Below are 21,063 nucleotides of genomic sequence, written 5' to 3'. Positions count from 1 at the left end.
CGATGAACACCCGATTCCTTGCGCGCGGCGCCGTCGCGGTCGCCGTGGCGGCTGCCCTGTCCGCCGGCTATGTCGCAGGCACCCGCCGCGCCGATCCGCAGATCATCACGCCCGCGCAGGCCGCCGCGCTGATGCCGGCCGAGGCCGCGGCGAAGACCGGCATTCCCGATTTCTCCGGGCTGGTCGAAACCTACGGCCCGGCGGTCGTGAACATCAGCGCGAAGCACGTCGTGAAGCAGGTGTCGCGGCGCGTGCCGCAGCCGCAGCTGCCGATGGATCCGAGCGATCCGTTCTACCAGTTCTTCAAGCACTTCTACGGCCAGATGCCGGGCATGGGCGGCGACACGCAGCCGGACGACCAGCCGAGCGCGAGCCTCGGTTCGGGATTCATCGTCAGCGCGGACGGGTACATCCTCACCAACGCGCACGTGATCGACGGCGCGAACGTCGTCACGGTCAAGCTGACCGACAAGCGCGAGTACAAGGCGAAGGTCGTCGGCGCCGACAAGCAGTCCGACGTCGCCGTGCTGAAGATCGACGCGAGCGGCCTGCCGACCGTGAAGATCGGCGATCCGGCACAGAGCAAGGTCGGCCAGTGGGTCGTCGCGATCGGCTCGCCGTACGGCTTCGACAATACGGTCACGTCCGGCATCATCAGCGCGAAATCGCGCTCGCTGCCCGACGAGAACTACACGCCGTTCATCCAGACCGACGTGCCCGTGAACCCCGGCAACTCGGGCGGCCCGCTGTTCAACCTGCAGGGCGAGGTGATCGGCATCAACTCGATGATCTATTCGCAGACGGGCGGCTTCCAGGGCCTGTCGTTCGCGATCCCGATCAACGAGGCGATCAAGGTCAAGGACGAGCTCGTGAAGACGGGCCATGTGAGCCGCGGCCGCCTCGGCGTCGCCGTGCAGGGGCTGAACCAGACGCTCGCGAGCTCGTTCGGGCTGCAGAAGCCGGACGGCGCGCTCGTCAGCTCGGTCGACCCGAACGGCCCGGCCGCGAAGGCGGGCTTGCAGCCGGGCGACGTGATTCTCGCGGTCAACGGCTCGCCGGTTGCCGATTCCACGTCGCTGCCCGCGCAGATCGCGAACCTGAAGCCGGGCTCGAAGGCCGATCTGCAGGTGTGGCGCGACAAGTCGAAGAAGTCGATCAGCGTGACGCTCGGCGCGATGTCCGACGCGAAGCTGGCCTCGAACGACGGCGGCCCCGTCGAGCAGGGGCGCCTCGGCGTCGCGGTGCGTCCGCTCACGCCGCAGGAGCGCAGCGCCACCAGCCTGTCGCACGGGCTGATCGTGCAGCAGGCCGGCGGTCCGGCAGCCAGCGCGGGCATCCAGCCCGGCGACGTGATCCTCGCGGTGAACGGCCGCCCGGTCACGAGCCCCGAGCAGTTGCGCGACGCGGTCAAGGGAGCGGGCAACAGTCTTGCTCTCCTGATCCAGCGCGATAATGCACAGATCTTCGTGCCGGTCGACCTGAGCTGACCGGCGGCCGCTGCGGGCCGGCTTCGCCGGCCTTGGCGGGCGCTGCCGGCGTTCGGCCCGTGGTGCTGTGTTCCGACCCGAAAAGGAGGGAGCCATGCAATATCTACGCAACGTGTCCCGATTTGCCGCCGCCGCGGCGCTGGCCGCCGGCTTCGCCGTCGCCGCGCCCGGCGCGTACGCGCAATCGGACGGCTTGCCCGCGGCGAGCCAGCAGGGCGATGTCAGCTACGTGTCGGGTGGCATCGGCAAGGATCAATCGACGGCATTCGAGCAGAGCGAAGCGGCGTGGCCGCTCGCACTGCGCTTCACCGGCAAGGGTGGCGAATTCCTGGCCGACGTCCATGTGCGGATCGTCGACGGCAAGGGCACCGAGCTGCTGACGACGGACGCGCGCGGGCCGTACATGCTCGTGAAGCTGCCGCCTGGGCGCTACACCGTGCACGCGTCGTACCAGGGCAGCGACGAATCGCGCGCGGTCACGGTCGGTGCGAAGGGCGGGGCGAAGGCCGCGTTCCAGTGGAGTGCGCAGTAGCGTATCGCGCGGGCGCGGCCAGGCCGCGCAATCGGAGGCGGTTTCGCCCATAATGAGAGCCACGGCACCTGTGCCGTGGCTTTTTCGTTTCCTGCGCCCGGCTTGCCCGCCGGGGCCGCCGTCCGGAGGAGAAACGATGTCCGATGCTGCCGACCCTCGCCTCGAGATCGTGCCGAACCGCCACCGCGTGCGCGTGATCCATCGCGGCATCACGTATGCCGATTCGCACGGCGCGCTGACCGTGCGCGAAACGGGCCTGCCGGACATCCATTACCTGCCGCGCGGCGACGTCAACATGCACCGGCTCGTGAAGTCGAGCGTCACGACGGATTGTCCGGTGAGGGGCCGTGCGGTGTATTTCAACCTGCAGACGGAAGACGGCGTGATCGAGAACGCCGCATGGAGTTACGAGGCACCGGGGGAGACCGCGTCCGCGCTGGCGCACTACGTCGCCTTCGATGTCGCGCGGGTCGACAGTCTCATCGAGACGTCCTGATGCGGCGCGCGTTCATCGGGGAGGCATCATGGAACTGAACGACACGTTACGCGTACCGCTCGCGCCGGCCGTCGTGCGGGAGGCCCTCGAGGATCTCGCGTTGCTGCGGGCGAGCTTCGACCATTGCGAATCCTTCGTGAAGCACGCGCACGGCGAATTCGCGCTGACCATCACGGTGCCGCTCGGCCCGCTGCGTGCGCGCTACGACGTGCGTGCGCATTCGGCGAGCGAGCAGGGCGACGCGGAAGGCCAGCCGCGCCGCGTGCTCAACTTCAAGGCGCGGGCCGACGGTCTCGGCGCGCTGCGCGGGCAGGTCGAGCTGGTGCTGCGGCCGGACGATGACGACGCGGCCGCGACGCGCATCGAATACGTCGTGTGGGCGACGGCGAGCGGGCCGCTCGCCGAACTGCCGGCACGGCAGATCGAGAATGCGCTGCACGCGTGGACCGACGATTTCTTCCGGGAATTTTGCGCGGTCGTGCAGGCGAAGCACGGTCTCGTGCCGAACCGCGCGCGTTCGAGCCCGCAGCGTCGCCAGCATGTGTTCCTGCGGCCCGCGTCGCTGATGGCCGCGGCGAAGCGTCCGCTACCGCCGCACCTCGGCGGCGCGCTGAGCGGCCGCGTCGCGAGCGCCGTGCATCATCGCGAATCCGGCCCGCTGCCCGTCTGGGCGTGGGCGGCGATCGTCGTGTTCGTCGCGCTGCTGCTGTATGCGGCGCGCTGGATCAACGGCGTCTGAGCGGCCGGCGGCCACCGCCATACGCGGTCGAGCGCCGGCGGCGCGGCGGCCATTAGCGCCGCGCATCGGGCGCGGCGCCGCGAAATTCCCTCCGATAGGCCGACGGCGACGTGCCGAGCGCGCCCGCGAAATGCTGGCGCAGCGACACGCTCGAGCCGTAACCGGCCGCCTGTGCGACCGCGTCGATCGATTGTCCCGTCGTTTCCAGCAGATGCTGCGCGCGCGTGAGCCGCTCGGCCTGCAGCCACGCGGTGACGGTCGTGCCCGTCGCCTGGCGGAAGTGGCGCGTGAACGTGCGCCGGCTCATCAGCACGCGTTCGGCGAGCGAATCCACACTGTGCGCGATGTCCAGATGCGCGCGCACCCAGTCGAGCAGGCCCGCGAGCCGCGCGTCGCGCGGATGCGCGGCGACCGGCTGCGGCACGTATTGCGCCTGCCCGCCCTGGCGGTGCGGCGGGATCACGAGACGGCGCGCGATCCGGTTCGCGGCGTCCGAGCCGAAGCGCCGCCGCACGACGTGCAGGCAGCAGTCGAGCCCCGCTGCCGTGCCGGCCGACGTCATCAGGTTGCCGTCGTCGACGTACAGCACGTCGGGGTCGAGCTTCACGCGCGGAAAGCGCTGCGCGAAGTCGTCGGCCCACGCCCAATGCGTCGTGGCCGGGCGCCCGTCGAGCAGCCCGGCCGCGGCGAGCACGTACGCGCCGAGGCACAGGCCGACGACCTGCGCGCCGCGCGCGGCGGCCGCGCGGACCGCATCGACCAGCACGTCAGGCGGTGCTTCGTCGGGGTCGCGCCATGCCGGGACGATGACGATGTCCGCGTCGTCGAGCGCCTCGAGCCCGTACGGCGCGGTGATCGTGAAGCCGCCCGTCGTCGACAGCGGGCCGCGCTCGGCCGAGCACACGCGGAACTCGAACGCGGGCATCGCGGCCGCGTCGCGTTCCTTGCCGAACACGACGGACGGCACCGACAGGTGAAACGGGCTGATGCCGTCGTACGCGATCACGGCGACGACGGTCGGGGCAGGGGCAACGGACGACGCGGCGGCGCGCATGATTGGCTCCGGAAGGGTGATGGCCCGATTCTATCGAAGAATGGCTATCAGGCCACTGTCCGTCAGCGCGATGCGATCCGACAATGCATCGCATCGCGCTGCTGGCCGCCCCGTTCCGGAGCGGGGCGGCGCCGCCGAAACCGGAGCCTGCCATGCCGAATGCCCAATTGACTTCCGCTTCCCGCCGTGCGCTGATCGTGATCGATGTCCAGAACGAATACGTGACGGGCAACCTGCCGATCGAATATCCGCCCGTCGACGCATCGCTGGCGAACATCGGCCGCGCGATCGACGCCGCGCACGCGGCCGGCGTGCCCGTGATCGTCGTCCAGCACGTCGCGCCGGCGGGCGCGCCGATCTTCGCGCCGGGCACGGACGGCGTCGCGCTGCATCCGGTCGTCGCCGACCGGCCGTATGCGCACCTGATCGTGAAGGCGCAGGCCAGTTCGTTCGCCGGCACCGATCTCGCCGCATGGCTCGACGCGCACGGCATCGACACGCTCGCGGTCGCCGGCTACATGACGCACAACTGCAATGCGTCGACGGTCTATCACGCGGCGCACGCGGGGCTCGCCGTCGAGTATCTGGCGGATGCGACCGGCGCGTTGCCGTACGAGAACGAAGCGGGCGCGGCGAGTGCCGAAGAGATTCACCGCGCGTACACGGTGGTGTTTCAGTCGAATTTCGCGGCCGTGATGTCGACCGATGCATGGATCGCGGGACTCGGCGGCGCGGCGATGCCGGCGCGCGATTCGGTGGCCGCGTCGAACCGGCGGGCCCGCGCGCAACGCGCGAAGGCGGCCTGAGCGAATCGGGGAGAGCAGGGGGGGCGACCGGGCGGAGCGGCGCTGCCGCCCGCGCGTGGCCGGATCGACCGGCCGGTCGCGATGCCGCGGTGCGCGGCGCGCCGGCGGAGGGGCCGCCGGTCAGTCGTTCGTCTTCAGCATCGCCGGGCTGTAACGCATCATGTCGAAGCAGCCGTCGACGAGCTGTTCCGCATGCTGCTCGGCGTCGATCTCGTCGGGCAGCATCAGCATGTCACGCACGAAACCGCTGACGAGCGTGTGCAGCATCAGCGTCGCACGCCATGTGTCGAGCCGCTCGGGCAGCAGCTTGAGCCGCACGGCGCCCGCGAGATCGGCATCGATCGCGTGCAGCGCCTCGCTCATCCCCGCGCGGTTGCGCTGCAGCAGCGGCTCCATGTCCGCGACGTACTCGCACTTCATGAACAGGATGCTGAACACGCGCCGCAACTGCGAGTCGCGCTGCACGCCGAGCAGGCACCAGATCAGGATCCTGCGGATTTTCTCCAGCGGATTGCCGCCGGGCGCATCGAGCGGCATCCGCTTGAGCTCGTCGATCGGCAGGAACACACGGTCGAACATCGCGTCGAACAGCTCGCTCTTGTTCGCGAAATGCCAGTAGATCGCGCCGCGCGTCACGCCGGCGTGCTGGGCGATGTCCGCGAGTGAAGTGTGCGACACGCCCTTCTCGAAGAACACGTGTTCGGCGGCGTCGAGAATGCGGTTGCGCGTCTCGAGCGCCTCCTCCTTGGTGCGTCTGACCATGTGCAGGCCTGAATGAATCGATCGTAGATGAATATAGGGTCCGTAACCCTCGTCGTCGCTGTGCGGACGGGCTATGCTTGCGACTGGTAATAATTCGTAAGACCTAGCGGTTGGCGAAGGGCGAGCGGGCTTTTTACATACATTCGTGAATGTATATACAATACCACCCTACGATCGAATGACCAAAGTGGCAATCAGTTAATATCCCACTCTGCTGATTCCCGCCAAAGTACCAGTCCGCAGTTCGCGGCATCTCGTCGGCATGGAGGTCTCGTGCCGACTTGCTGTATCCAGCAGTCCAGTAATTCAGGTGTTCGATCTGCGCCGCGAGGCGCATCCGTGTTGCGCTCCCGTCGGGTGCTGCACTTATTCCATTGGTTACACACAGAGGTCGCTCCATGCGCGTCGAACGGGTTCCATACCGCTTGATCACTGTCGCGGCAGCCGCGGTTTTCCTGGCTGCATGCGGAAAAAAAGAATCGGCACCGCCGCCGCAAACGCCGGAAGTCGGCGTCGTCACCGTCCAGCCGCAAGCCGTGCCCATCTTCAGCGAACTGCCGGGCCGTACCAGCGCATTCCTCGTCGCGCAGGTGCGCGCGCGGGTCGACGGCATCGTGCTGCGCCGTGAATTCACCGAAGGCACCGACGTCAAGGCTGGCCAACGTCTCTACAAGATCGATCCGGCGCCGTACATCGCGGCATTGAACAGCGCGAAGGCGACGCTCGCGAAGGCGCAGGCGAACCTCGTCACGCAGAACGCACTGGTCGCGCGCTACAAGGTGCTCGTGGCCGCGAACGCGGTCAGCAAGCAGGACTACGACAACGCGGTGGCCACCCAGGGGCAGGCCGCGGCGGACGTCGCGGCCGGCAAGGCGGCGGTCGATACCGCACAGATCAACCTCGGCTACACGGACGTGGTCTCGCCGATCACGGGCCGCGTCGGCATTTCGCAAGTGACGCCGGGCGCCTACGTGCAGGCGAGCCAGGCGACGCTGATGTCGACGGTGCAGCAGCTCGACCCGGTGTACGTGGACCTCACGCAATCGAGCCTCGAGGGGCTGAAGCTGCGCCAGGACGTGCAGAGCGGCCGCCTGAAGACGAGCGGCCCGGGCGCGGCGAAGGTGTCGCTGATCCTCGAGGACGGCAAGACGTATTCGGAAGCCGGCAAGCTGCAGTTCTCCGACGTGACGGTCGACCAGGCAACCGGCTCGGTGACGATCCGCGCGGTCTTCCCGAACCCGGGCCGCGTGCTGCTGCCGGGGATGTTCGTGCGCGCGCGGATCGAGGAAGGCGTGAACGAGAACGCGTTCCTGGTGCCGCAGATCGGCGTCACGCATGACCAGAAGGGCCAGGCGATCGCGATGGTGGTGAACGCGAGCAACAAGGTCGAGCCGCGTCAGCTGAAGACGTCGGGCATGCGCGGCCAGGACTGGATCGTCGAAGGCGGTCTGCAGGCGGGCGATCACGTGATCGTGCAGGGCGTCGAGAAGGTGCGTCCGGGCGCGACCGTGAAGTCGGTGGAGGCACAACTCGCACCGGCGGCCGGCGCCGCATCGGGTGTCGCCGCTGCCACCGCCGCGCCGGCTGCCGCCGGTTCCGGCGCCGCCGCCGCGTCCGGTGCCGCCGCATCGGGCGCCGCGCCGGCGAGTGCTGCCGCTGCTTCGAGCGCGCAATAACAGGGAGCCTGTTTCATGGCAAAGTTTTTTATCGATCGCCCGATCTTCGCGTGGGTGATCGCCATCATCCTGATGCTGGCCGGGGTCGCGGCGATCTTCACGCTGCCGATCGCGCAGTATCCGACGATCGCGCCGCCATCGATCCAGATCACCGCGAACTACCCGGGCGCTTCCGCGAAGACGGTGGAAGACACGGTGACGCAGGTGATCGAGCAGCAGATGAGCGGTCTCGACAACTTCCTGTACATGTCGTCGACCAGTGACGACTCGGGCAACGCGACGATCACGCTGACGTTCGCGCCGGGCACCAACGCCGACATCGCGCAGGTCCAGGTGCAGAACAAGCTGTCGCTCGCGACGCCGGTTCTGCCGCAGGTCGTGCAGCAGCTCGGCCTGTCGGTGACGAAGTCGAGCAGCAGCTTCCTGCTGGTGCTCGCCTTCAACTCCGAAGACGGCAGCATGAACAAGTACGACCTCGCGAACTTCGTGGCGTCGCACGTGAAGGATCCGATCAGCCGGCTGAACGGCGTCGGCACCGTCACGCTGTTCGGCTCGCAGTACGCGATGCGGATCTGGCTCGACCCGACCCGCCTGACGAACTACGGCCTCACGCCGGTCGACGTGAGCTCGGCGATCACCGCACAGAACGTGCAGATCGCGGGCGGCCAGATCGGCGGCACGCCGGCCAAGCCGGGCACCGTGCTGCAGGCGACGATCACCGAATCGACGCTGCTGCAGACGCCCGAGCAGTTCGGCAACATCCTGCTGAAGGTCAACCAGGACGGCTCGCAGGTTCGCCTGAAGGACGTCGCGCAGATCGGCCTCGGCGGCGAAAACTACAACTTCGACACGAAGTACAACGGTCAGCCGACCGCGGCACTCGGTATCCAGCTCGCGACCAACGCGAACGCGCTCGCGACCGCGAAAGCCGTGCGCGCGAAGATCGACGAGCTCGCACCGTTCTTCCCGCACGGCCTCGTCGTGAAGTATCCGTACGACACGACCCCGTTCGTGAAGCTGTCGATCGAGGAAGTGGTCAAGACGCTGCTCGAAGGTATCGTGCTCGTGTTCCTCGTGATGTATCTGTTCCTGCAGAACCTGCGGGCGACGATCATCCCGACGATCGCGGTGCCGGTGGTGCTGCTCGGCACGTTCGCGATCATGTCGCTGGTGGGCTTCTCGATCAACACGCTGTCGATGTTCGGCCTCGTGCTCGCGATCGGCCTGCTGGTCGACGATGCGATCGTGGTGGTCGAGAACGTCGAGCGCGTGATGGCGGAAGAGGGCCTGTCACCGAAGGAGGCGACCCGCAAGGCGATGGGCCAGATCACCGGCGCACTCGTCGGCGTGGCGCTGGTGCTGTCGGCGGTGTTCGTGCCGGTCGCGTTCTCCGGCGGTTCGGTCGGCGCGATCTATCGTCAGTTCTCGCTGACGATCGTGTCGGCGATGGTGCTGTCGGTGCTGGTCGCGTTGATTCTGACGCCCGCGCTGTGCGCGACGATCCTCAAGCCGATCCCGCAAGGGCATCACGAAGAGAAGAAGGGCTTCTTCGGCTGGTTCAACCGCACGTTCAACAACAGCCGCGACAAGTACCACGTCGGCGTGCACCACGTGATCAAGCGTTCGGGCCGCTGGCTCATCATCTACCTGGTCGTGATCGTCGCGGTCGGCCTGCTGTTCGTGCGCCTGCCGAAGTCGTTCCTGCCGGATGAAGACCAGGGCCTGATGTTCGTGATCGTGCAGACGCCGTCGGGCTCGACGCAGGAAACGACCGCGAAGACGCTCGCGAACATTTCCGACTACCTGCTGAAGGACGAGAAGGAAATCGTCGAATCGGCGTTCACGGTCAACGGCTTCAGCTTCGCGGGCCGCGGCCAGAACTCCGGTCTCGTGTTCGTGAGGCTGAAGGACTACTCGCAGCGTCAGCATGCGAACCAGAAGGTCCAGGCGCTGATCGGCCGGATGTTCGGTCGCTACGCCGGCTACAAGGACGCGATCGTGATCCCGTTCAACCCGCCGTCGATTCCCGAACTCGGTACGGCCGCGGGCTTCGACTTCGAGCTGACGGACAACGCCGGTCTCGGCCACGACGCGCTGATGGCCGCGCGTAACCAGCTGCTCGGGATGGCCTCGAAGGATCCGACGCTGCAGGGCGTGCGCCCGAACGGCCTGAACGACACGCCGCAGTACAAGGTTGACATCGACCGCGAGAAGGCGAATGCGCTCGGCGTGACGGCGGAGGCGATCGACCAGACGTTCTCGATCGCGTGGGCGTCGAAGTACGTGAACAACTTCCTCGACACCGACGGCCGGATCAAGAAGGTGTATGTGCAGGCCGACGCGCCGTTCCGGATGACGCCGGAGGACATGAACATCTGGTACGTGCGCAACGGGTCGGGCGGGATGGTGCCGTTCAGCGCGTTCGCAACCGGCCACTGGACGTACGGTTCGCCGAAGCTCGAGCGCTACAACGGCGTCTCGGCGATGGAAATCCAGGGTCAGGCCGCGCCGGGCAAGTCGACCGGCCAGGCGATGACCGCGATGGAAGGGCTCGCGAAGAAGCTGCCGGTCGGTATCGGCTATTCGTGGACCGGCCTGTCGTTCCAGGAAATCCAGTCGGGTTCGCAGGCGCCGATCCTGTATGCGATCTCGATCCTCGTCGTGTTCCTGTGTCTCGCGGCGCTGTATGAAAGCTGGTCGATCCCGTTCTCGGTGATCATGGTGGTGCCGCTCGGCGTGATCGGCGCACTGCTCGCGGCGACGATGCGCGGCCTCGAGAACGACGTGTTCTTCCAGGTCGGCCTGCTGACCACCGTGGGCTTGTCCGCGAAGAACGCGATTCTGATCGTGGAGTTCGCGCGCGAACTGCAGATGACGGAGAAGATGGGGCCGATCGAGGCCGCGCTGGAAGCAGCGCGCCTGCGGCTGCGTCCGATCCTGATGACGTCGCTCGCGTTCATTCTCGGCGTGATGCCGCTCGCGATCAGCAACGGCGCGGGTTCGGCGAGCCAGCACGCGATCGGCACGGGCGTGATCGGCGGGATGATCACGGCGACGTTCCTCGCGATCTTCATGATCCCGATGTTCTTCGTGAAGATCCGCGCGATCTTCAGCGGCGAGAAGGAAGACGTCGACCAGGCGCTGCGTCTGGCTCAGGAGCACTCGCACCACGAAGAGAAGCCGGGCAACGGCGACGAAGGCAACAAGGGACAGTGATGATGCAAAAACACGCTTTGACTGCAATCGCGGTCGCGCTCTTTGCCACGGGCTGCACGATGGCGCCGCATTACACGCGGCCCGACGCACCCGTCGCGCAGGCGTACCCGGCCGGCGGCGTCTATGCGACGCAGCCGGGCGCTGCCGGCGCGCGCAGCGCGAACGGCCAGGCGGCGACCGCCATCGGCTGGCGCGAATTCTTCGTCGATCCGCGCCTGCAGCGGCTCATCGAGATCGCGCTGAAGAACAACCGCGACCTGCGCGTGTCGGTGCTGAACATCGAGGCGGCGCGCGCGCAGTACCAGATCACGCGCGCGGGCCTGTTCCCGACGCTCGACGGCACGGGCACGGGCAGCATCCAGCGCGTGCCGCAGGGCCTGTCGCAGACCGGGGCGCCGTATATCTCGCGCGCCTACAACGTCGGCGTTTCCGCGTCGTGGGAACTCGACCTGTTCGGTCGCGTGCAGAGCCTGAAGGACCAGGCGCTCGCGCAGTACCTGTCGACGTCGTATGCGCGGCAGGCGACCGAGATCTCGCTCGTGTCGCAGGTCGCGGACCAGTATCTGACGCTGCTGTCCACCGACGACCTGCTGCAGGTCACGGAAAACACGCTGAAGACGGCACAGGCGTCGTACGACCTCACGAAGCTGCAGTTCGACAACGGCACGGGCTCCGAGCTCGAGCTGCGTCAGGCGCAGACGGTCGTCGAGACGGCGCTCGCGAACCAGCAGGCGCAGGCGCGTGCACGCGCGCAGGCGCTGAACGGGCTGGTGCTGTTGATCGGCGAGCCGCTGCCGGACGACCTGCCGCCCGGCATGCCGCTCGACGCGCAGAACTTGCTGACGGACGTGCCGGCCGGCCTGCCTTCCGACCTGCTGACGCGTCGTCCGGACGTGATGCAGGCCGAGCAGACGCTGCTGGCCGCGAACGCGAACATCGGCGCGGCACGCGCGGCGTTCTTTCCGCGCATCTCGCTGACGGGCGCGTTCGGCACCGGCAGCCCGACGCTCGGCGGCCTGTTCAAGGCCGGCACGGCGGCGTGGTCGTTCGCGCCGCAGATCACGATGCCGATCTTCGAAGGCGGGCAGAACATCGCGAACCTGAACCTCGCGAACGTGCAGAAGCGCATCGAGATCGCCAACTACGAGAAGGCGATCCAGTCGGCGTTCCGCGAAGTGTCGGACGGGCTGGCTGCACGCGGCACGTACGATCAGCAGATCGCCGCGCTCGAGCGCAACGAGCACGCGCAGCAGCGACGCTTCGACCTGTCGGACCTGCGCTACAAGAACGGTGTCGACAGCTATCTGTCGGTGCTGACCGCGCAGACCGACCTGTACTCGGCGCAACAGTCGCTGATCAGCGCACGTCTGGCACGCTGGACGAACCTGGTCACGCTGTACCGCGCATTGGGCGGCGGCTGGATCCAGCGCGCCGGCGAGACGCCGCGTGCACCGGACGAAACGGTCGACTACGACAAGGCGGCCGCACCGGCGCCTGCGTCGGCAGCGGCGACGAACGGGTAAGCACGAAGGCGGGCAGGGGCGGGCGACCGCTCCGGTTCGCTGAAGTCTCGGTCTCCGGGATGCGACGACGCCACGGACGAAAGTCCGTGGCGTTTTTTTTGCGGCCGGTTTGGGTAAGCAGCGATCGCGGATCGTCATCACCGGCGCCGCCGGCGCCACCACTATCGTCGCCCAATCAACTCGCCACAAAGCAAAACGCCACGGCAAGCCGTGGCGTTTTTCCTCTACCGTATCGCGCCATGCCCTGGCGCATCCGGGTCGGATCGATCAGTGATGCGCGTCGGCCGGGCGTCCGTCGAAGTCGTGCCCTGCGCGGCGGATTTCGCAACGTGCATCCTTCTCGCCCTTCACGCCGTTGAACACGATGTTCAGGATCACGGCGGAGGCGGACGCAAGCAGGATGCCGCTGTGCAGGATCGGTGCGAGCGCGGGCGGCAGCTTCGAGAAGAAGTGCGGTGACACGACCGGCACGAGGCCCATCCCGACGCTCACGGCGACGATGAACAGGTTGTGCGAGTTGTTCACGAAGTCGACCTTCGACAGCACCTTGATGCCGTTCGCGGCCACCATCCCGAACATCACGATGCCCGCGCCGCCGAGCACGAACGGCGGCACCGAGGCGACGACCTGCGCCATCTTCGGGAACAGGCCGAGCAGCACCAGGATCACGCCGCCCGTCGCGCAGACGTACCGGCTCTTCACGCCCGTCACGCCGATCAGGCCGACGTTCTGCGAGAACGACGTATGCGGAAACGAGTTGAAGATGCCGCCGATCAGCGTGCCGAGACCGTCGACGCGCAGGCCGCGCACGAGGCGCTCCTGGTTGACCGGACGATCGACCATGTCGCCGACCGCGAGGAACATGCCGGTCGATTCGATGAACGTGACGAACATCACCGTGACCATCGTCGCGATCGACAGCGGGTCGAAGTGCGGCAGGCCGAAGTGGAACGGCATCACGAAGCCGACCCACGGTGCGTGCGCGACGCCGTCGGTATTCACGCGGCCGATCGCGAACGCGATCACGAAGCCGGCGACGATGCCGAGCAGCACCGAGATGTTCGCGAGGAAGCCGCGGCCGAACTTGTTGATCAGCAGGATCAGCGTGAGCACGAGCAGCGACAGGCCGAGGTAGACGGGGCTGCCGTATTCCGGATTGCCGACGCCGCCCGCCGCCCAGTTGATCCCGACTTCCATCAGCGACAGCCCGATCACCGCGATCACGGTGCCGACGACGACCGGCGGGAAGAACCGCAACAGCTTGCCGATCATCGGCGCGAGCACGATGCCGATGATGCCGGCCGCGATGGTCGAGCCGAAGATGTCGAGAATGCCGAGGCCGGGGTTGGTGCCGATCGCGATCATCGGGCCGACGGCCGCGAACGTGCAGCCCATGATGACGGGCAGGCGGATCCCGAAGATCCACAGGCCGAGCGTCTGGATCAGCGTGGCGATGCCGCACGAAAACAGATCGGCGCTGATCAGGAACGCGATCTGGTCTTTCGGCAGCTTCAGCGCGCCGCCGACGATAAGCGGCACGGCGACGGCGCCGGCGTACATGACGAGGACGTGCTGGAGACCAAGCGTTACAAGCTTGCCGGTCGGCAGCACCTCATCGCACGGATGGACCGTGTTCGATTGCATCTGTCTCACTCCATGATCTTGTTTTCGGGGTGATACGAAGTTATGCGGAATGGAACATCGCAACAAGAGCGCTGGGTTCTATTCCGTTCTTTGCTGGTTCGATATGCCATTTCGGCATGAAACAGGGTGTCGATCATCGGGAAACGCCGCTGGAGTGAGGTTCCCCGGTTTTATAGCCCTTCAAAATAGTGCAGGCCCCCATGTCAAATATCGGCGGCTTTATGGTGTGTATCGCGACCGCGGCATAGTGGAAAAAACGACCGGCGGAAAATCGCGCCGGGTTAACCCGCTGGCGGCCGTTTTGGCACGCCATGTGCAGCCGGGTGAAACCGGTCGTGCGCGGCTTCGTTTTATCGCGTCGCCAGCGCGTCAAAATCGCCGCGCAAATCGGGCCGCATGTCGCGATCCCGCTATCATCGATATCCGTTTATTCGAATACGCCAACCCGTCATGCGCCTGCTCGGAATCGACCTCGGTACCGGCTCCGTCAAACTCGTCACGCTCGATGCCGATGGCGTCGAGCGCGCGGTTGCGAGCGAACCCTATGCGTTGTCGTCGCCGCAGCCCGGCTGGGCTGAAATCACCCCCGACGTGTGGTGGCAGGCGCTCGTGCGCGCCGCTGCGCGATTGCCGGCCGACGAGCGCGCGCAGGTCGCGGCGATCGGCCTCTCCGGCCAGATGCACGGCGTCGTGCTGATCGATGCGGCCGGGCGGCCGGTGCGGCCCGCGCTGTTGTGGCCCGATACGCGCGCGGCGCGCGAAGCGGACGCGGCCGACTGGCCGGGCGCGCCGAATCCCGTCGCGCCCGGCATGGCGGGCCCCCTGTTGCGCTGGGTGGCCGCACACGAACCGCAGGCGTTGCGGGACGCACGCTGGGCGGTGCAGCCGAAGGACTGGCTGCGCGTCGCGCTGGGCGGCGAGGTCGCGGCCGATCCGAGCGACGCATGCGCGACCGCGCTCGCGACGCCGGACGGCGCCTGGGATACGGCGCTGATCGACACGCTCGGCTTGCCCGTCGACCGGTTCGCACCGGTGCGGGCGTCGGGTGCGCGCTGCGGCGTGCTCGATGCGAAGGCGGCGGCGGCACTCGGGCTGCCGGCCGGCGTGCCGCTCGCGACGGGGGCGGCCGATACCGCGTGCGCGGCGCTCGGCAGCGGGCTCGTCGCGGCGGGCGACGCGCTGCTGACCACCGGCAGCGGCGGCCAGATCGTCGTGCTCGCGGATGCGTTGCCGCCCGCACGGCGCGGGCTGCACCGTTATCGCACGGCGGCTGGCGACGGCTATTACACGATGGCCGCGATGCAGAACGTCGGGCTCGCGCTCGAAGCCGTGCGCGGCTGGCTCGGCTATCCGCGCTGGCCGGATGCGTACGACGACGCATTCGCGCAGGCGGCGTCGGCGCGGCTCTGCTTCCTGCCGTACCTGACGGGCGAGCGTTCGCCGTGGATGAATCCCGACGCGCGCGGCGGCTGGCTCGGTCTCGGCCTCGGCGACACGCGCGGCGCGATGATGCGCGCCGCGTTCGAGGGCGTCGCGTTCGCGTTGCGCGCGGGGCTCGATGCGATCCGCGATGCGAATCGGGCCGATTCGGTGACGACGTTGCGCCTCGCCGGTGGCGGCTCGGTCGATCCGCGCTGGCGCCAGTTGCTCGCGGATGCGCTCGGCGCGTCGCTCGACGCGGTCGATTGCCCGAATGCCGCGACGCGCGGTGCCGCGCTGCTCGCGGGCGTCGCGATCGGACACTGGCGCGGCGACGCGCTGCGCACGCTGGCGCCGACCGCGTCGCCGGTCGCCGCGCCGCACGACGATCGCGCGCTGGCCGCACGCCATGCGCGTTTCGTCGATCTGTATGCGCGAACGGATGCGTGGTTCACGACCGGCGTTTAAACTCGGGCACGTGTCCTGTCGCGACAGCGGTGACGCGTCGCGGCAAGCCGGCGGCTGTTTCACGCACGCGCCGGGCGGCGGGATCGGGGATCATGACGGGCACGCCACGGTAACGCCGTGTCGCGCGGCGCGGCTCGACCGGATCACGCACGTGCTGCCGCTCGAGACGCTCCACGGCGCCGCCGACCCGATGAAGAAGGGCGAATCGATTCGCCCGATCGTGCTGTATTGAACGGAAGGGAACCCCATGCTCGAACTCGTTTCTTCGCATGCTTGCCACGGTGGCGAGCAACGCTTCTATCGCCACGATTCGAAGGCGATCGGCCTGCCGATGAAGTTCTCGGTGTACCTGCCGCCGCAAGCGGCGCACGGTCGCGTGCCGGCGCTGTTCTATCTCGCGGGGCTCACGTGCACCGAGGAGACGTTTGCGATCAAGGGCGGCGCGCAGCAGTACGCGGCGCAGCACGGCCTCGCGCTCGTGATGCCCGATACGAGCCCGCGCGGCGCGGGCGTGCCGGGCGAGGCCGATGCGTGGGATTTCGGCGTCGGCGCGGGCTTCTATGTCGACGCGACGCAAGCACCGTGGTCGACGCATTACCGGATGGAGTCGTACGTGACGGGCGAGCTGCGCGAGCTCGTCGCGGCCGAGCTGCCGATCGACGGCGCGCGGCTCGGGATCTTCGGCCACTCGATGGGCGGGCACGGCGCGCTGACGCTCGCGCTGCGTCACCCCGACCTGTACCGGTCGGTGTCGGCGTTCGCGCCGATTGCCGCGCCGACGCGTTGCCCGTGGGGCGAAAAGGCGTTCTCGGGGTACCTCGGCGATGATCGCGAAGCGTGGAAGCAGCACGACGCGAGCGAACTCGTCGCGCGCGCGGATGCGCCGAAGTTCGCGGACGGCATCCTCGTCGATCAGGGCCTCGCCGACCAGTTCCTCGCGAACCAGCTGAACCCCGACGTCTTCGAAGCCGCGTGCGCGAAGGCCGGCCAGCCGCTGACGCTGCGCCGTCATGCGGGCTACGACCACGGTTACTACTTCATCTCGACGTTCATCGCCGATCACGTCGCGCATCATGCGCGGGTGTTGTCACGTTAGTGCGGCGAACCGGCCACGCTATCCCGCATCAGCGAGTGGCGTGGCGCTTCGACTTTCGCAGCAGGCGCAAGGCGAGCCATGTCGCCGGTATCACCACTGCAAACGCTACCAGCAAATGCACGACGATGACGAGATCACCGCCCGCCTCGCCGTCCCAGAACCCGGGTACATGCGTGAAGAGCCAAACCCACGCGCGATCGGGTATCGGTAGTGCGAACGACGCGTGAGTGAGGCATAGCCTCGCAAGCGACACGGATGCCACGAGTACCCACGCGGTGACTGCGGCTCGGTACACGATTCGCTTCATTTGACGGTAATCGTGCCGTATGCCCGCACGGAGGAGCCCGGGATCGGAATGGGCTTCTGCGCGGTCAGCAAGTCTTTCAGTCGCGCGTAATCGATCATCGATTCGATGGTCACGCATCCCCTGCTGATTCCCCGCACGCCTTTTGGGTGAAGGCGAAAACTTCCGCGTCGGACGTCGTCGCAAAGTACGTAATCGTCGATGTTGTCGTCGGCGGCATAGAGCGCAAACCAGTCTCTCTTGTCGCTGAAGAGTTCTCGCAGCGGGCCCAGCATGCCGCCGGTTGGCCGATCGACGATGTAGTAGCGGCCTGGCGGAATGGCGCCTTCACCGACGAGGCACGACGACGAGCGGCGATTGCGGTGACGCGCGCTGCCCGAAAAGGCTGGAAAGGACATGGCGCCGCATTGCAGACGACTCATGTCCTGATCGTTCAGATCGAATGTGCATTCGAGCATGGCAGGGTATGGCTCAGCCGGAGCGGGGGCTGAACATCCTGCCATGGTCGATGTGGCGCGCGCGATCGGATTGGTCCGAAAATATTGGGTGCGCCGACAGGCACGGTTGCGAGGCATGCCGGGAACCGGCTGAACGTCATGTGCGTCGCCGCAACAGGCTCGCGCCATACACGAGCGCGGACAGCGCGGTGATCCAGAAGCTCGTCGGCCAGTCGGTGTGATACGCGAGCGCGATCCCGGCCCACGCTTCGAACAGCGCGAACAGCGCGGCGAGCAGCACGCCAGTCGACAGCCGCGTCGACACGTTCTGCGCGGCCGCGGCCGGCCCGACCAGCAGCGTGAACACGAGCAGCACGCCGACGATCTGCGTCGCCGCGGCCACCGCGAGCGCGCACACCGCGAGGAACAGCATCGACACCGTGCGCAGCGAAACGCCCTTGGCTTCGGCCAGTTCGGGCTGCAGCGACGCGAACAGCAGCGGCCGCGCGATCAGCGCGAGCGCGACGAGGCTCACCGCGCCGATGCCGGCCAGCACCGCGAGCGTGTCGTGGTTGACCGCGAGCACGTTTCCGAACAGCAGTGCGGTGACCTGCGTCGCGAACGACGTGTAGAAGTGCAGGAACAGCAGGCCGAACCCGAGCGCGCCCGACAGGATCACGCCGATCGCGACGTCGCGGCCCGCGAGCCGTTCGCCGAGCGCGCCCATGCCGATCCCGGCCGCGAGCGTGAAACCGACCATCCCCCAGATCGGCGAAATGCCGAGCAGCACCGCGCCCGTCGCGCCGGTGAAGCCGACGTGCGACAGCGCGTGGCCGGCGAAGGTTTGTCCGCGCAGCACCAGGAAGTAGCCGACGATGCCCGCGAGCACCGCGACGATTCCCGACGCGGCGAACGCGTTGATCATGAAGTCGTATTCAAACATCGTGCGAATGCCCCGGATGGGCGTGTCCGTGGTGGTGATGGTCGTGGCCGCCGCCACCGCCGTGCGAGTGGCCGTCGTCGTCCTCGTGTTCGTGATCGTGCTTTTCGATTTCGACGTCGCCCGACATCACGAAGATCTTGCCGTTCACGCGCATCACGTCGATCGGCGAGCCGTAGAGCCGCGACAGCACGGGCTTGGTGATGACCTCGTCGACGGTGCCGAGCGCCGCGACGCCGTTGCCGAGATACAGCACGCGGTCGAGCGCGTTCAGGAGCGGATTCAGTTCATGCGCGGAAAACAGCACGGTGATGCCGAGTTCGCGCTGCACCTTGCGCACGAGTTCGACGACGCCGCGCTGGTGGTTCGGGTCAAGGCTGATCAGCGGTTCGTCGAGCAGCAGCAGCTTCGGGTTGCCGAGCAGGCACTGCGCGAGCAGCAGGCGCTGCCGCTCGCCGCCCGACAGCTCCGACAGCGGCCGGCGCGCGAGCGTCCGGCCGCCGACGAGGTCGAGCACGCGGTCGACGTCGCGCCGCGTCGCGGCGTTCGTGTGCGGCAGCCCCCAGCGGTGGCCGTCGGCGGCCATCGCGACGAAGTCGTAGCCGCGCATCCGGCGATTCGCGAGGCCGCTCCTGATCTGCGGCATGTAGCCGATCGACGCGTTGCCGCGCGCGACCGGCACGCCGCCGACCGACAGCGTGCCGCCCGCGACGGGCACGAGACCGAGCACCGCGCGCATCAGCGTCGTCTTGCCGGCGCCGTTCGGCCCGAGCACGCCGACGAATTCGCCGGGTTCGATCGAGAAACTCACGTCGCGAAGGATCGTGCGTCCGCCCAGTTCGAGCGTGACGCGATCGAGTGCGAGTGCGTGGGGAGTGTCGGTCATGGCGTTGCGTAAGTCATTTCTTGCTGGCGGCCAGCGCGGCGGCGAGCGCGTCGAGCTGGCCGGCCATCCATTGCTGGAAGGTCTTGCCGGCAGGCTGCGTCTCGGTGACGCTCACGCCCGGCACGCCGCTGTCGCGGGCGATCTTCAGCAGGCGTTTGGTCATCGGCGCTTCGGCCTGGCTGTTGTAGATCAGCACGCGCACCTGCTTCTTGCGCAGGTCGTTCTCGAACGCGGCGACGTCCTGCGCGCTGGCTTCGGTGTCGTTCATCGTCGCGAGCTGGAAGCGCTGGTTGCGCATGTCGAGGCCGATCGCGTCGGACATGTAGCCGAACACCGGCTCGGTGGCCGTCACCGGCACGCCCTTGTATTGCGCGCGCAGCGCGGCGACCTTGTCGTCGACGGGCTTCAGCGACGCGATGAATTTCTGCAGGTTCGCGTCGTAGTCGGCCTTGTTCGCCGGATCGGCGCGGCCCAACTCGGCCGCGATCGCGCGCGCGGCGGCCGGCATGGTCGCCGGGTCGTACCACAGGTGCGGGTTGTCGCCGGCCTTCTTGCCGACGAGATCCGCGACGACGATCGTCGCGCGCTTCGCCTGCTTCGACGCGCCGAGCAGCTTGCCCATCCACGGATCGTAGTCCGCGCCGTTGTAGATCACGACCTGCGCGTGCTGCAGCGCGCGCGCGGTTTTCGGGCTCGCTTCGAACAGGTGCGGATCCTGATCGGGATTGCTGAGGATGCTGGTCACCGCGACGTGGCGGCCGCCGATCTGCGATGCGACGTCGCCATAGAAATTCTCGGCGGCGACCACGTTGACGGTCGCGGCCTGCGCGAAGGCGGGTGCGGCGATCGACAGCGCGGCGGCCGCGGCGGCGAACAGACGGGCAAGCGGCAGGGCGCGCCGCGGCGCGCGCTTCAGGGCAATGGACATGAAACTCCTCGTTGGAAGGGGCGGCGCGTGCGCCGCGCGTGTGCGGTGTCAGCGTTGCGCGGGCTTGCCCTTGCAGTGCCCGCACAGGCCGTTCAGCTCGACGACCTGGTGGTGGACTTCGAACCCGTGCGCGGGCGCGCTCGCGGACAGCTGTTTCGCGAGGTCGCTGCCCGGAATCTCGACGGTCTCGCCGCACGAGTCGCAGATCAGGAACTGGCCTTCGTGCGGCACGCCGATCTCGCAGCACGCGAAGAACGCGTTCTTCGATTCGATCCGGTGGATGAAGCCGTGCTCGACGAGGAAATCCAGCGCGCGATAGACGGTCGTCGGCGGCACGCGGCCGCGCTGCGGCTCGAGCTCGGCGAGCAGGTCGTACGCGCCGATCGGGCGCTGCGCGGCCAGCACGCGTTCGTAGACCTGGCGGCGCAGCGGCGTCCACGCGAGCCCGTGCTCGGCGGCGAATGCGTCGGCCCGGGACAGCCGGGCGTCGATAGGCGATGAGGTGGCCATGGCGTGAAGCAGGCAATGAAACGAAGTATCGCGATGATATAACGTATCTTCTCGTCGTGCAGCCCGAATTCCGCCCCGCGCACCGGCTCCGTCCCCTTCATCGCCGTTTCAGCCGCGCCGCACCCAGCGCGCCGCGCCTT

At 67.8% G+C, this 21,063-nt stretch carries 19 protein-coding genes; 11 read left to right on the top strand and 8 right to left on the bottom strand.

The genetic code is table 11. The annotated features are described in order from the left end of the window. Window positions 1–2: 2 nt before the first annotated feature. The 4 genes from WS46_RS11525 (at window position 3) to WS46_RS11510 (ending at window position 3,254) form a co-directional block, all read left to right on the top strand. Window positions 3–1,487, top strand: coding sequence for a DegQ family serine endoprotease (locus WS46_RS11525; protein ID WP_059527965.1), 1,485 nt, complete (start codon window positions 3–5; stop codon window positions 1,485–1,487). Between the two features lie 94 nt (window positions 1,488–1,581). Then, window positions 1,582–2,019: a carboxypeptidase-like regulatory domain-containing protein gene (locus WS46_RS11520; protein WP_059527962.1), complete on the top strand. Its 438-nt coding sequence runs from the start codon at window positions 1,582–1,584 to the stop codon at window positions 2,017–2,019. 136 nt (window positions 2,020–2,155) lie between these two features. Continuing rightward, window positions 2,156–2,515: a DUF427 domain-containing protein gene (locus tag WS46_RS11515; protein WP_059527959.1), complete on the top strand. Its 360-nt coding sequence runs from the start codon at window positions 2,156–2,158 to the stop codon at window positions 2,513–2,515. A gap of 28 nt (window positions 2,516–2,543) precedes the next feature. Then, window positions 2,544–3,254, top strand: coding sequence for a CoxG family protein (locus tag WS46_RS11510; protein ID WP_059690609.1), 711 nt, complete (start codon window positions 2,544–2,546; stop codon window positions 3,252–3,254). 52 nt (window positions 3,255–3,306) lie between these two features. Here WS46_RS11510 and WS46_RS11505 read toward each other — a convergent pair whose 3' ends face one another. Next, the gene (locus tag WS46_RS11505) at window positions 3,307–4,308 is read right to left on the bottom strand and encodes a helix-turn-helix domain-containing protein (RefSeq protein WP_059690608.1); all 1,002 of its coding nucleotides are present in this window, start codon (window positions 4,306–4,308) and stop codon (window positions 3,307–3,309) included. A gap of 152 nt (window positions 4,309–4,460) precedes the next feature. On the opposite strand from WS46_RS11505, the gene WS46_RS11500 reads away from it, so the two are divergent. Then, complete coding sequence (locus WS46_RS11500; RefSeq protein ID WP_059690677.1) at window positions 4,461–5,114, top strand: cysteine hydrolase family protein; 654 nt, start codon at window positions 4,461–4,463, stop codon at window positions 5,112–5,114. A 120-nt stretch (window positions 5,115–5,234) separates the two neighbouring features. Here WS46_RS11500 and WS46_RS11495 read toward each other — a convergent pair whose 3' ends face one another. After that, the gene (locus tag WS46_RS11495; RefSeq protein ID WP_059527951.1) at window positions 5,235–5,876 is read right to left on the bottom strand and encodes a TetR family transcriptional regulator; all 642 of its coding nucleotides are present in this window, start codon (window positions 5,874–5,876) and stop codon (window positions 5,235–5,237) included. Between the two features lie 398 nt (window positions 5,877–6,274). Here WS46_RS11495 and WS46_RS11490 point away from each other — a divergent pair, with 398 nt between their 5' ends. From WS46_RS11490 to WS46_RS11480, 3 genes are read left to right on the top strand one after another with little or no spacing between them, the layout of a single operon-like run. Continuing rightward, window positions 6,275–7,552: an efflux RND transporter periplasmic adaptor subunit gene (locus WS46_RS11490; protein WP_059527948.1), complete on the top strand. Its 1,278-nt coding sequence runs from the start codon at window positions 6,275–6,277 to the stop codon at window positions 7,550–7,552. Window positions 7,553–7,567: 15 nt separating this feature from the next. Continuing rightward, entirely contained in the window at window positions 7,568–10,768 is a 3,201-nt protein-coding gene (bpeB, locus tag WS46_RS11485) for an efflux RND transporter permease BpeB (RefSeq protein ID WP_059690607.1), read from the top strand. After that, window positions 10,768–12,291: an efflux transporter outer membrane subunit gene (locus WS46_RS11480; protein WP_059527941.1), complete on the top strand. Its 1,524-nt coding sequence runs from the start codon at window positions 10,768–10,770 to the stop codon at window positions 12,289–12,291. Before bpeB ends, WS46_RS11480 begins: the two co-directional genes overlap by 1 nt. A 267-nt stretch (window positions 12,292–12,558) precedes the next feature. Here WS46_RS11480 and WS46_RS11475 read toward each other — a convergent pair whose 3' ends face one another. Next, window positions 12,559–13,935, bottom strand: coding sequence for a nucleobase:cation symporter-2 family protein (locus WS46_RS11475; protein WP_059527937.1), 1,377 nt, complete (start codon window positions 13,933–13,935; stop codon window positions 12,559–12,561). Between the two features lie 450 nt (window positions 13,936–14,385). Here WS46_RS11475 and WS46_RS11470 point away from each other — a divergent pair, with 450 nt between their 5' ends. Genes WS46_RS11470 through fghA form a run of 3 tightly spaced genes read left to right on the top strand, consistent with a single transcriptional unit; the run spans window position 14,386 to window position 16,918 of the window. Continuing rightward, entirely contained in the window at window positions 14,386–15,822 is a 1,437-nt protein-coding gene (locus WS46_RS11470) for a xylulokinase (protein WP_059690606.1), read from the top strand. Between the two features lie 10 nt (window positions 15,823–15,832). Then, a complete protein-coding gene (locus WS46_RS11465) occupies window positions 15,833–16,054 on the top strand; it encodes a hypothetical protein (protein WP_059690605.1) in 222 nt (73 codons plus the stop codon). Window positions 16,055–16,069: 15 nt separating this feature from the next. Further along, entirely contained in the window at window positions 16,070–16,918 is an 849-nt protein-coding gene (fghA, locus tag WS46_RS11460; RefSeq protein WP_059690604.1) for an S-formylglutathione hydrolase, read from the top strand. 303 nt (window positions 16,919–17,221) lie between these two features. On the opposite strand, the gene WS46_RS11450 is transcribed toward fghA, so the two are convergent. The 5 genes from WS46_RS11450 to WS46_RS11430 form a co-directional block, all read right to left on the bottom strand. Then, complete coding sequence (locus tag WS46_RS11450) at window positions 17,222–17,680, bottom strand: DUF2778 domain-containing protein (RefSeq protein WP_059690602.1); 459 nt, start codon at window positions 17,678–17,680, stop codon at window positions 17,222–17,224. A gap of 136 nt (window positions 17,681–17,816) precedes the next feature. Continuing rightward, window positions 17,817–18,602, bottom strand: coding sequence for a metal ABC transporter permease (locus WS46_RS11445; RefSeq protein WP_059527918.1), 786 nt, complete (start codon window positions 18,600–18,602; stop codon window positions 17,817–17,819). Beyond that, complete coding sequence (locus tag WS46_RS11440) at window positions 18,595–19,485, bottom strand: ABC transporter ATP-binding protein (RefSeq protein ID WP_059527914.1); 891 nt, start codon at window positions 19,483–19,485, stop codon at window positions 18,595–18,597. The genes WS46_RS11445 and WS46_RS11440 overlap by 8 nt, the downstream gene beginning before the upstream one ends. A 13-nt stretch (window positions 19,486–19,498) precedes the next feature. Further along, window positions 19,499–20,413 (bottom strand): metal ABC transporter solute-binding protein, Zn/Mn family, encoded by a 915-nt coding sequence (locus WS46_RS11435; protein ID WP_059690601.1) that lies wholly within the window; start codon window positions 20,411–20,413, stop codon window positions 19,499–19,501. A gap of 48 nt (window positions 20,414–20,461) precedes the next feature. Beyond that, window positions 20,462–20,923 carry a Fur family transcriptional regulator gene (locus tag WS46_RS11430; protein WP_059527909.1) on the bottom strand — a complete coding sequence of 154 codons (462 nt, stop codon included), beginning with the start codon at window positions 20,921–20,923 and terminating at the stop codon, window positions 20,462–20,464. Window positions 20,924–21,063: the final 140 nt, after the last annotated feature.

Origin of the sequence: Burkholderia sp. RF4-BP95 (genome assembly GCF_001521985.1) — a bacterium.
Lineage (GTDB): Bacteria > Pseudomonadota > Gammaproteobacteria > Burkholderiales > Burkholderiaceae > Burkholderia > Burkholderia diffusa.
This window is presented reverse-complemented; position numbering and strand designations above follow the sequence as displayed.

Excerpts from the sequence above, each read along its gene's own strand:
- WS46_RS11525 (WP_059527965.1), top strand. The coding sequence starts at position 3 with ATGAACACCCGATTCCTTGCGCGCGGCGCCGTCGCGGTCGCCGTGGCG.
- WS46_RS11520 (WP_059527962.1), top strand. The coding sequence starts at position 1,582 with ATGCAATATCTACGCAACGTGTCCCGATTTGCCGCCGCCGCGGCGCTG.
- WS46_RS11515 (WP_059527959.1), top strand. The coding sequence starts at position 2,156 with ATGTCCGATGCTGCCGACCCTCGCCTCGAGATCGTGCCGAACCGCCAC.
- WS46_RS11510 (WP_059690609.1), top strand. The coding sequence starts at position 2,544 with ATGGAACTGAACGACACGTTACGCGTACCGCTCGCGCCGGCCGTCGTG.
- WS46_RS11505 (WP_059690608.1), bottom strand. The coding sequence starts at position 4,308 with ATGCGCGCCGCCGCGTCGTCCGTTGCCCCTGCCCCGACCGTCGTCGCC.
- WS46_RS11500 (WP_059690677.1), top strand. The coding sequence starts at position 4,461 with ATGCCGAATGCCCAATTGACTTCCGCTTCCCGCCGTGCGCTGATCGTG.
- WS46_RS11495 (WP_059527951.1), bottom strand. The coding sequence starts at position 5,876 with ATGGTCAGACGCACCAAGGAGGAGGCGCTCGAGACGCGCAACCGCATT.
- WS46_RS11490 (WP_059527948.1), top strand. The coding sequence starts at position 6,275 with ATGCGCGTCGAACGGGTTCCATACCGCTTGATCACTGTCGCGGCAGCC.
- bpeB (WP_059690607.1), top strand. The coding sequence starts at position 7,568 with ATGGCAAAGTTTTTTATCGATCGCCCGATCTTCGCGTGGGTGATCGCC.
- WS46_RS11480 (WP_059527941.1), top strand. The coding sequence starts at position 10,768 with ATGATGCAAAAACACGCTTTGACTGCAATCGCGGTCGCGCTCTTTGCC.
- WS46_RS11475 (WP_059527937.1), bottom strand. The coding sequence starts at position 13,935 with ATGCAATCGAACACGGTCCATCCGTGCGATGAGGTGCTGCCGACCGGC.
- WS46_RS11470 (WP_059690606.1), top strand. The coding sequence starts at position 14,386 with ATGCGCCTGCTCGGAATCGACCTCGGTACCGGCTCCGTCAAACTCGTC.
- fghA (WP_059690604.1), top strand. The coding sequence starts at position 16,070 with ATGCTCGAACTCGTTTCTTCGCATGCTTGCCACGGTGGCGAGCAACGC.
- WS46_RS11450 (WP_059690602.1), bottom strand. The coding sequence starts at position 17,680 with ATGCTCGAATGCACATTCGATCTGAACGATCAGGACATGAGTCGTCTG.
- WS46_RS11445 (WP_059527918.1), bottom strand. The coding sequence starts at position 18,602 with ATGTTTGAATACGACTTCATGATCAACGCGTTCGCCGCGTCGGGAATC.
- WS46_RS11440 (WP_059527914.1), bottom strand. The coding sequence starts at position 19,485 with ATGACCGACACTCCCCACGCACTCGCACTCGATCGCGTCACGCTCGAA.
- WS46_RS11435 (WP_059690601.1), bottom strand. The coding sequence starts at position 20,413 with ATGTCCATTGCCCTGAAGCGCGCGCCGCGGCGCGCCCTGCCGCTTGCC.
- WS46_RS11430 (WP_059527909.1), bottom strand. The coding sequence starts at position 20,923 with ATGGCCACCTCATCGCCTATCGACGCCCGGCTGTCCCGGGCCGACGCA.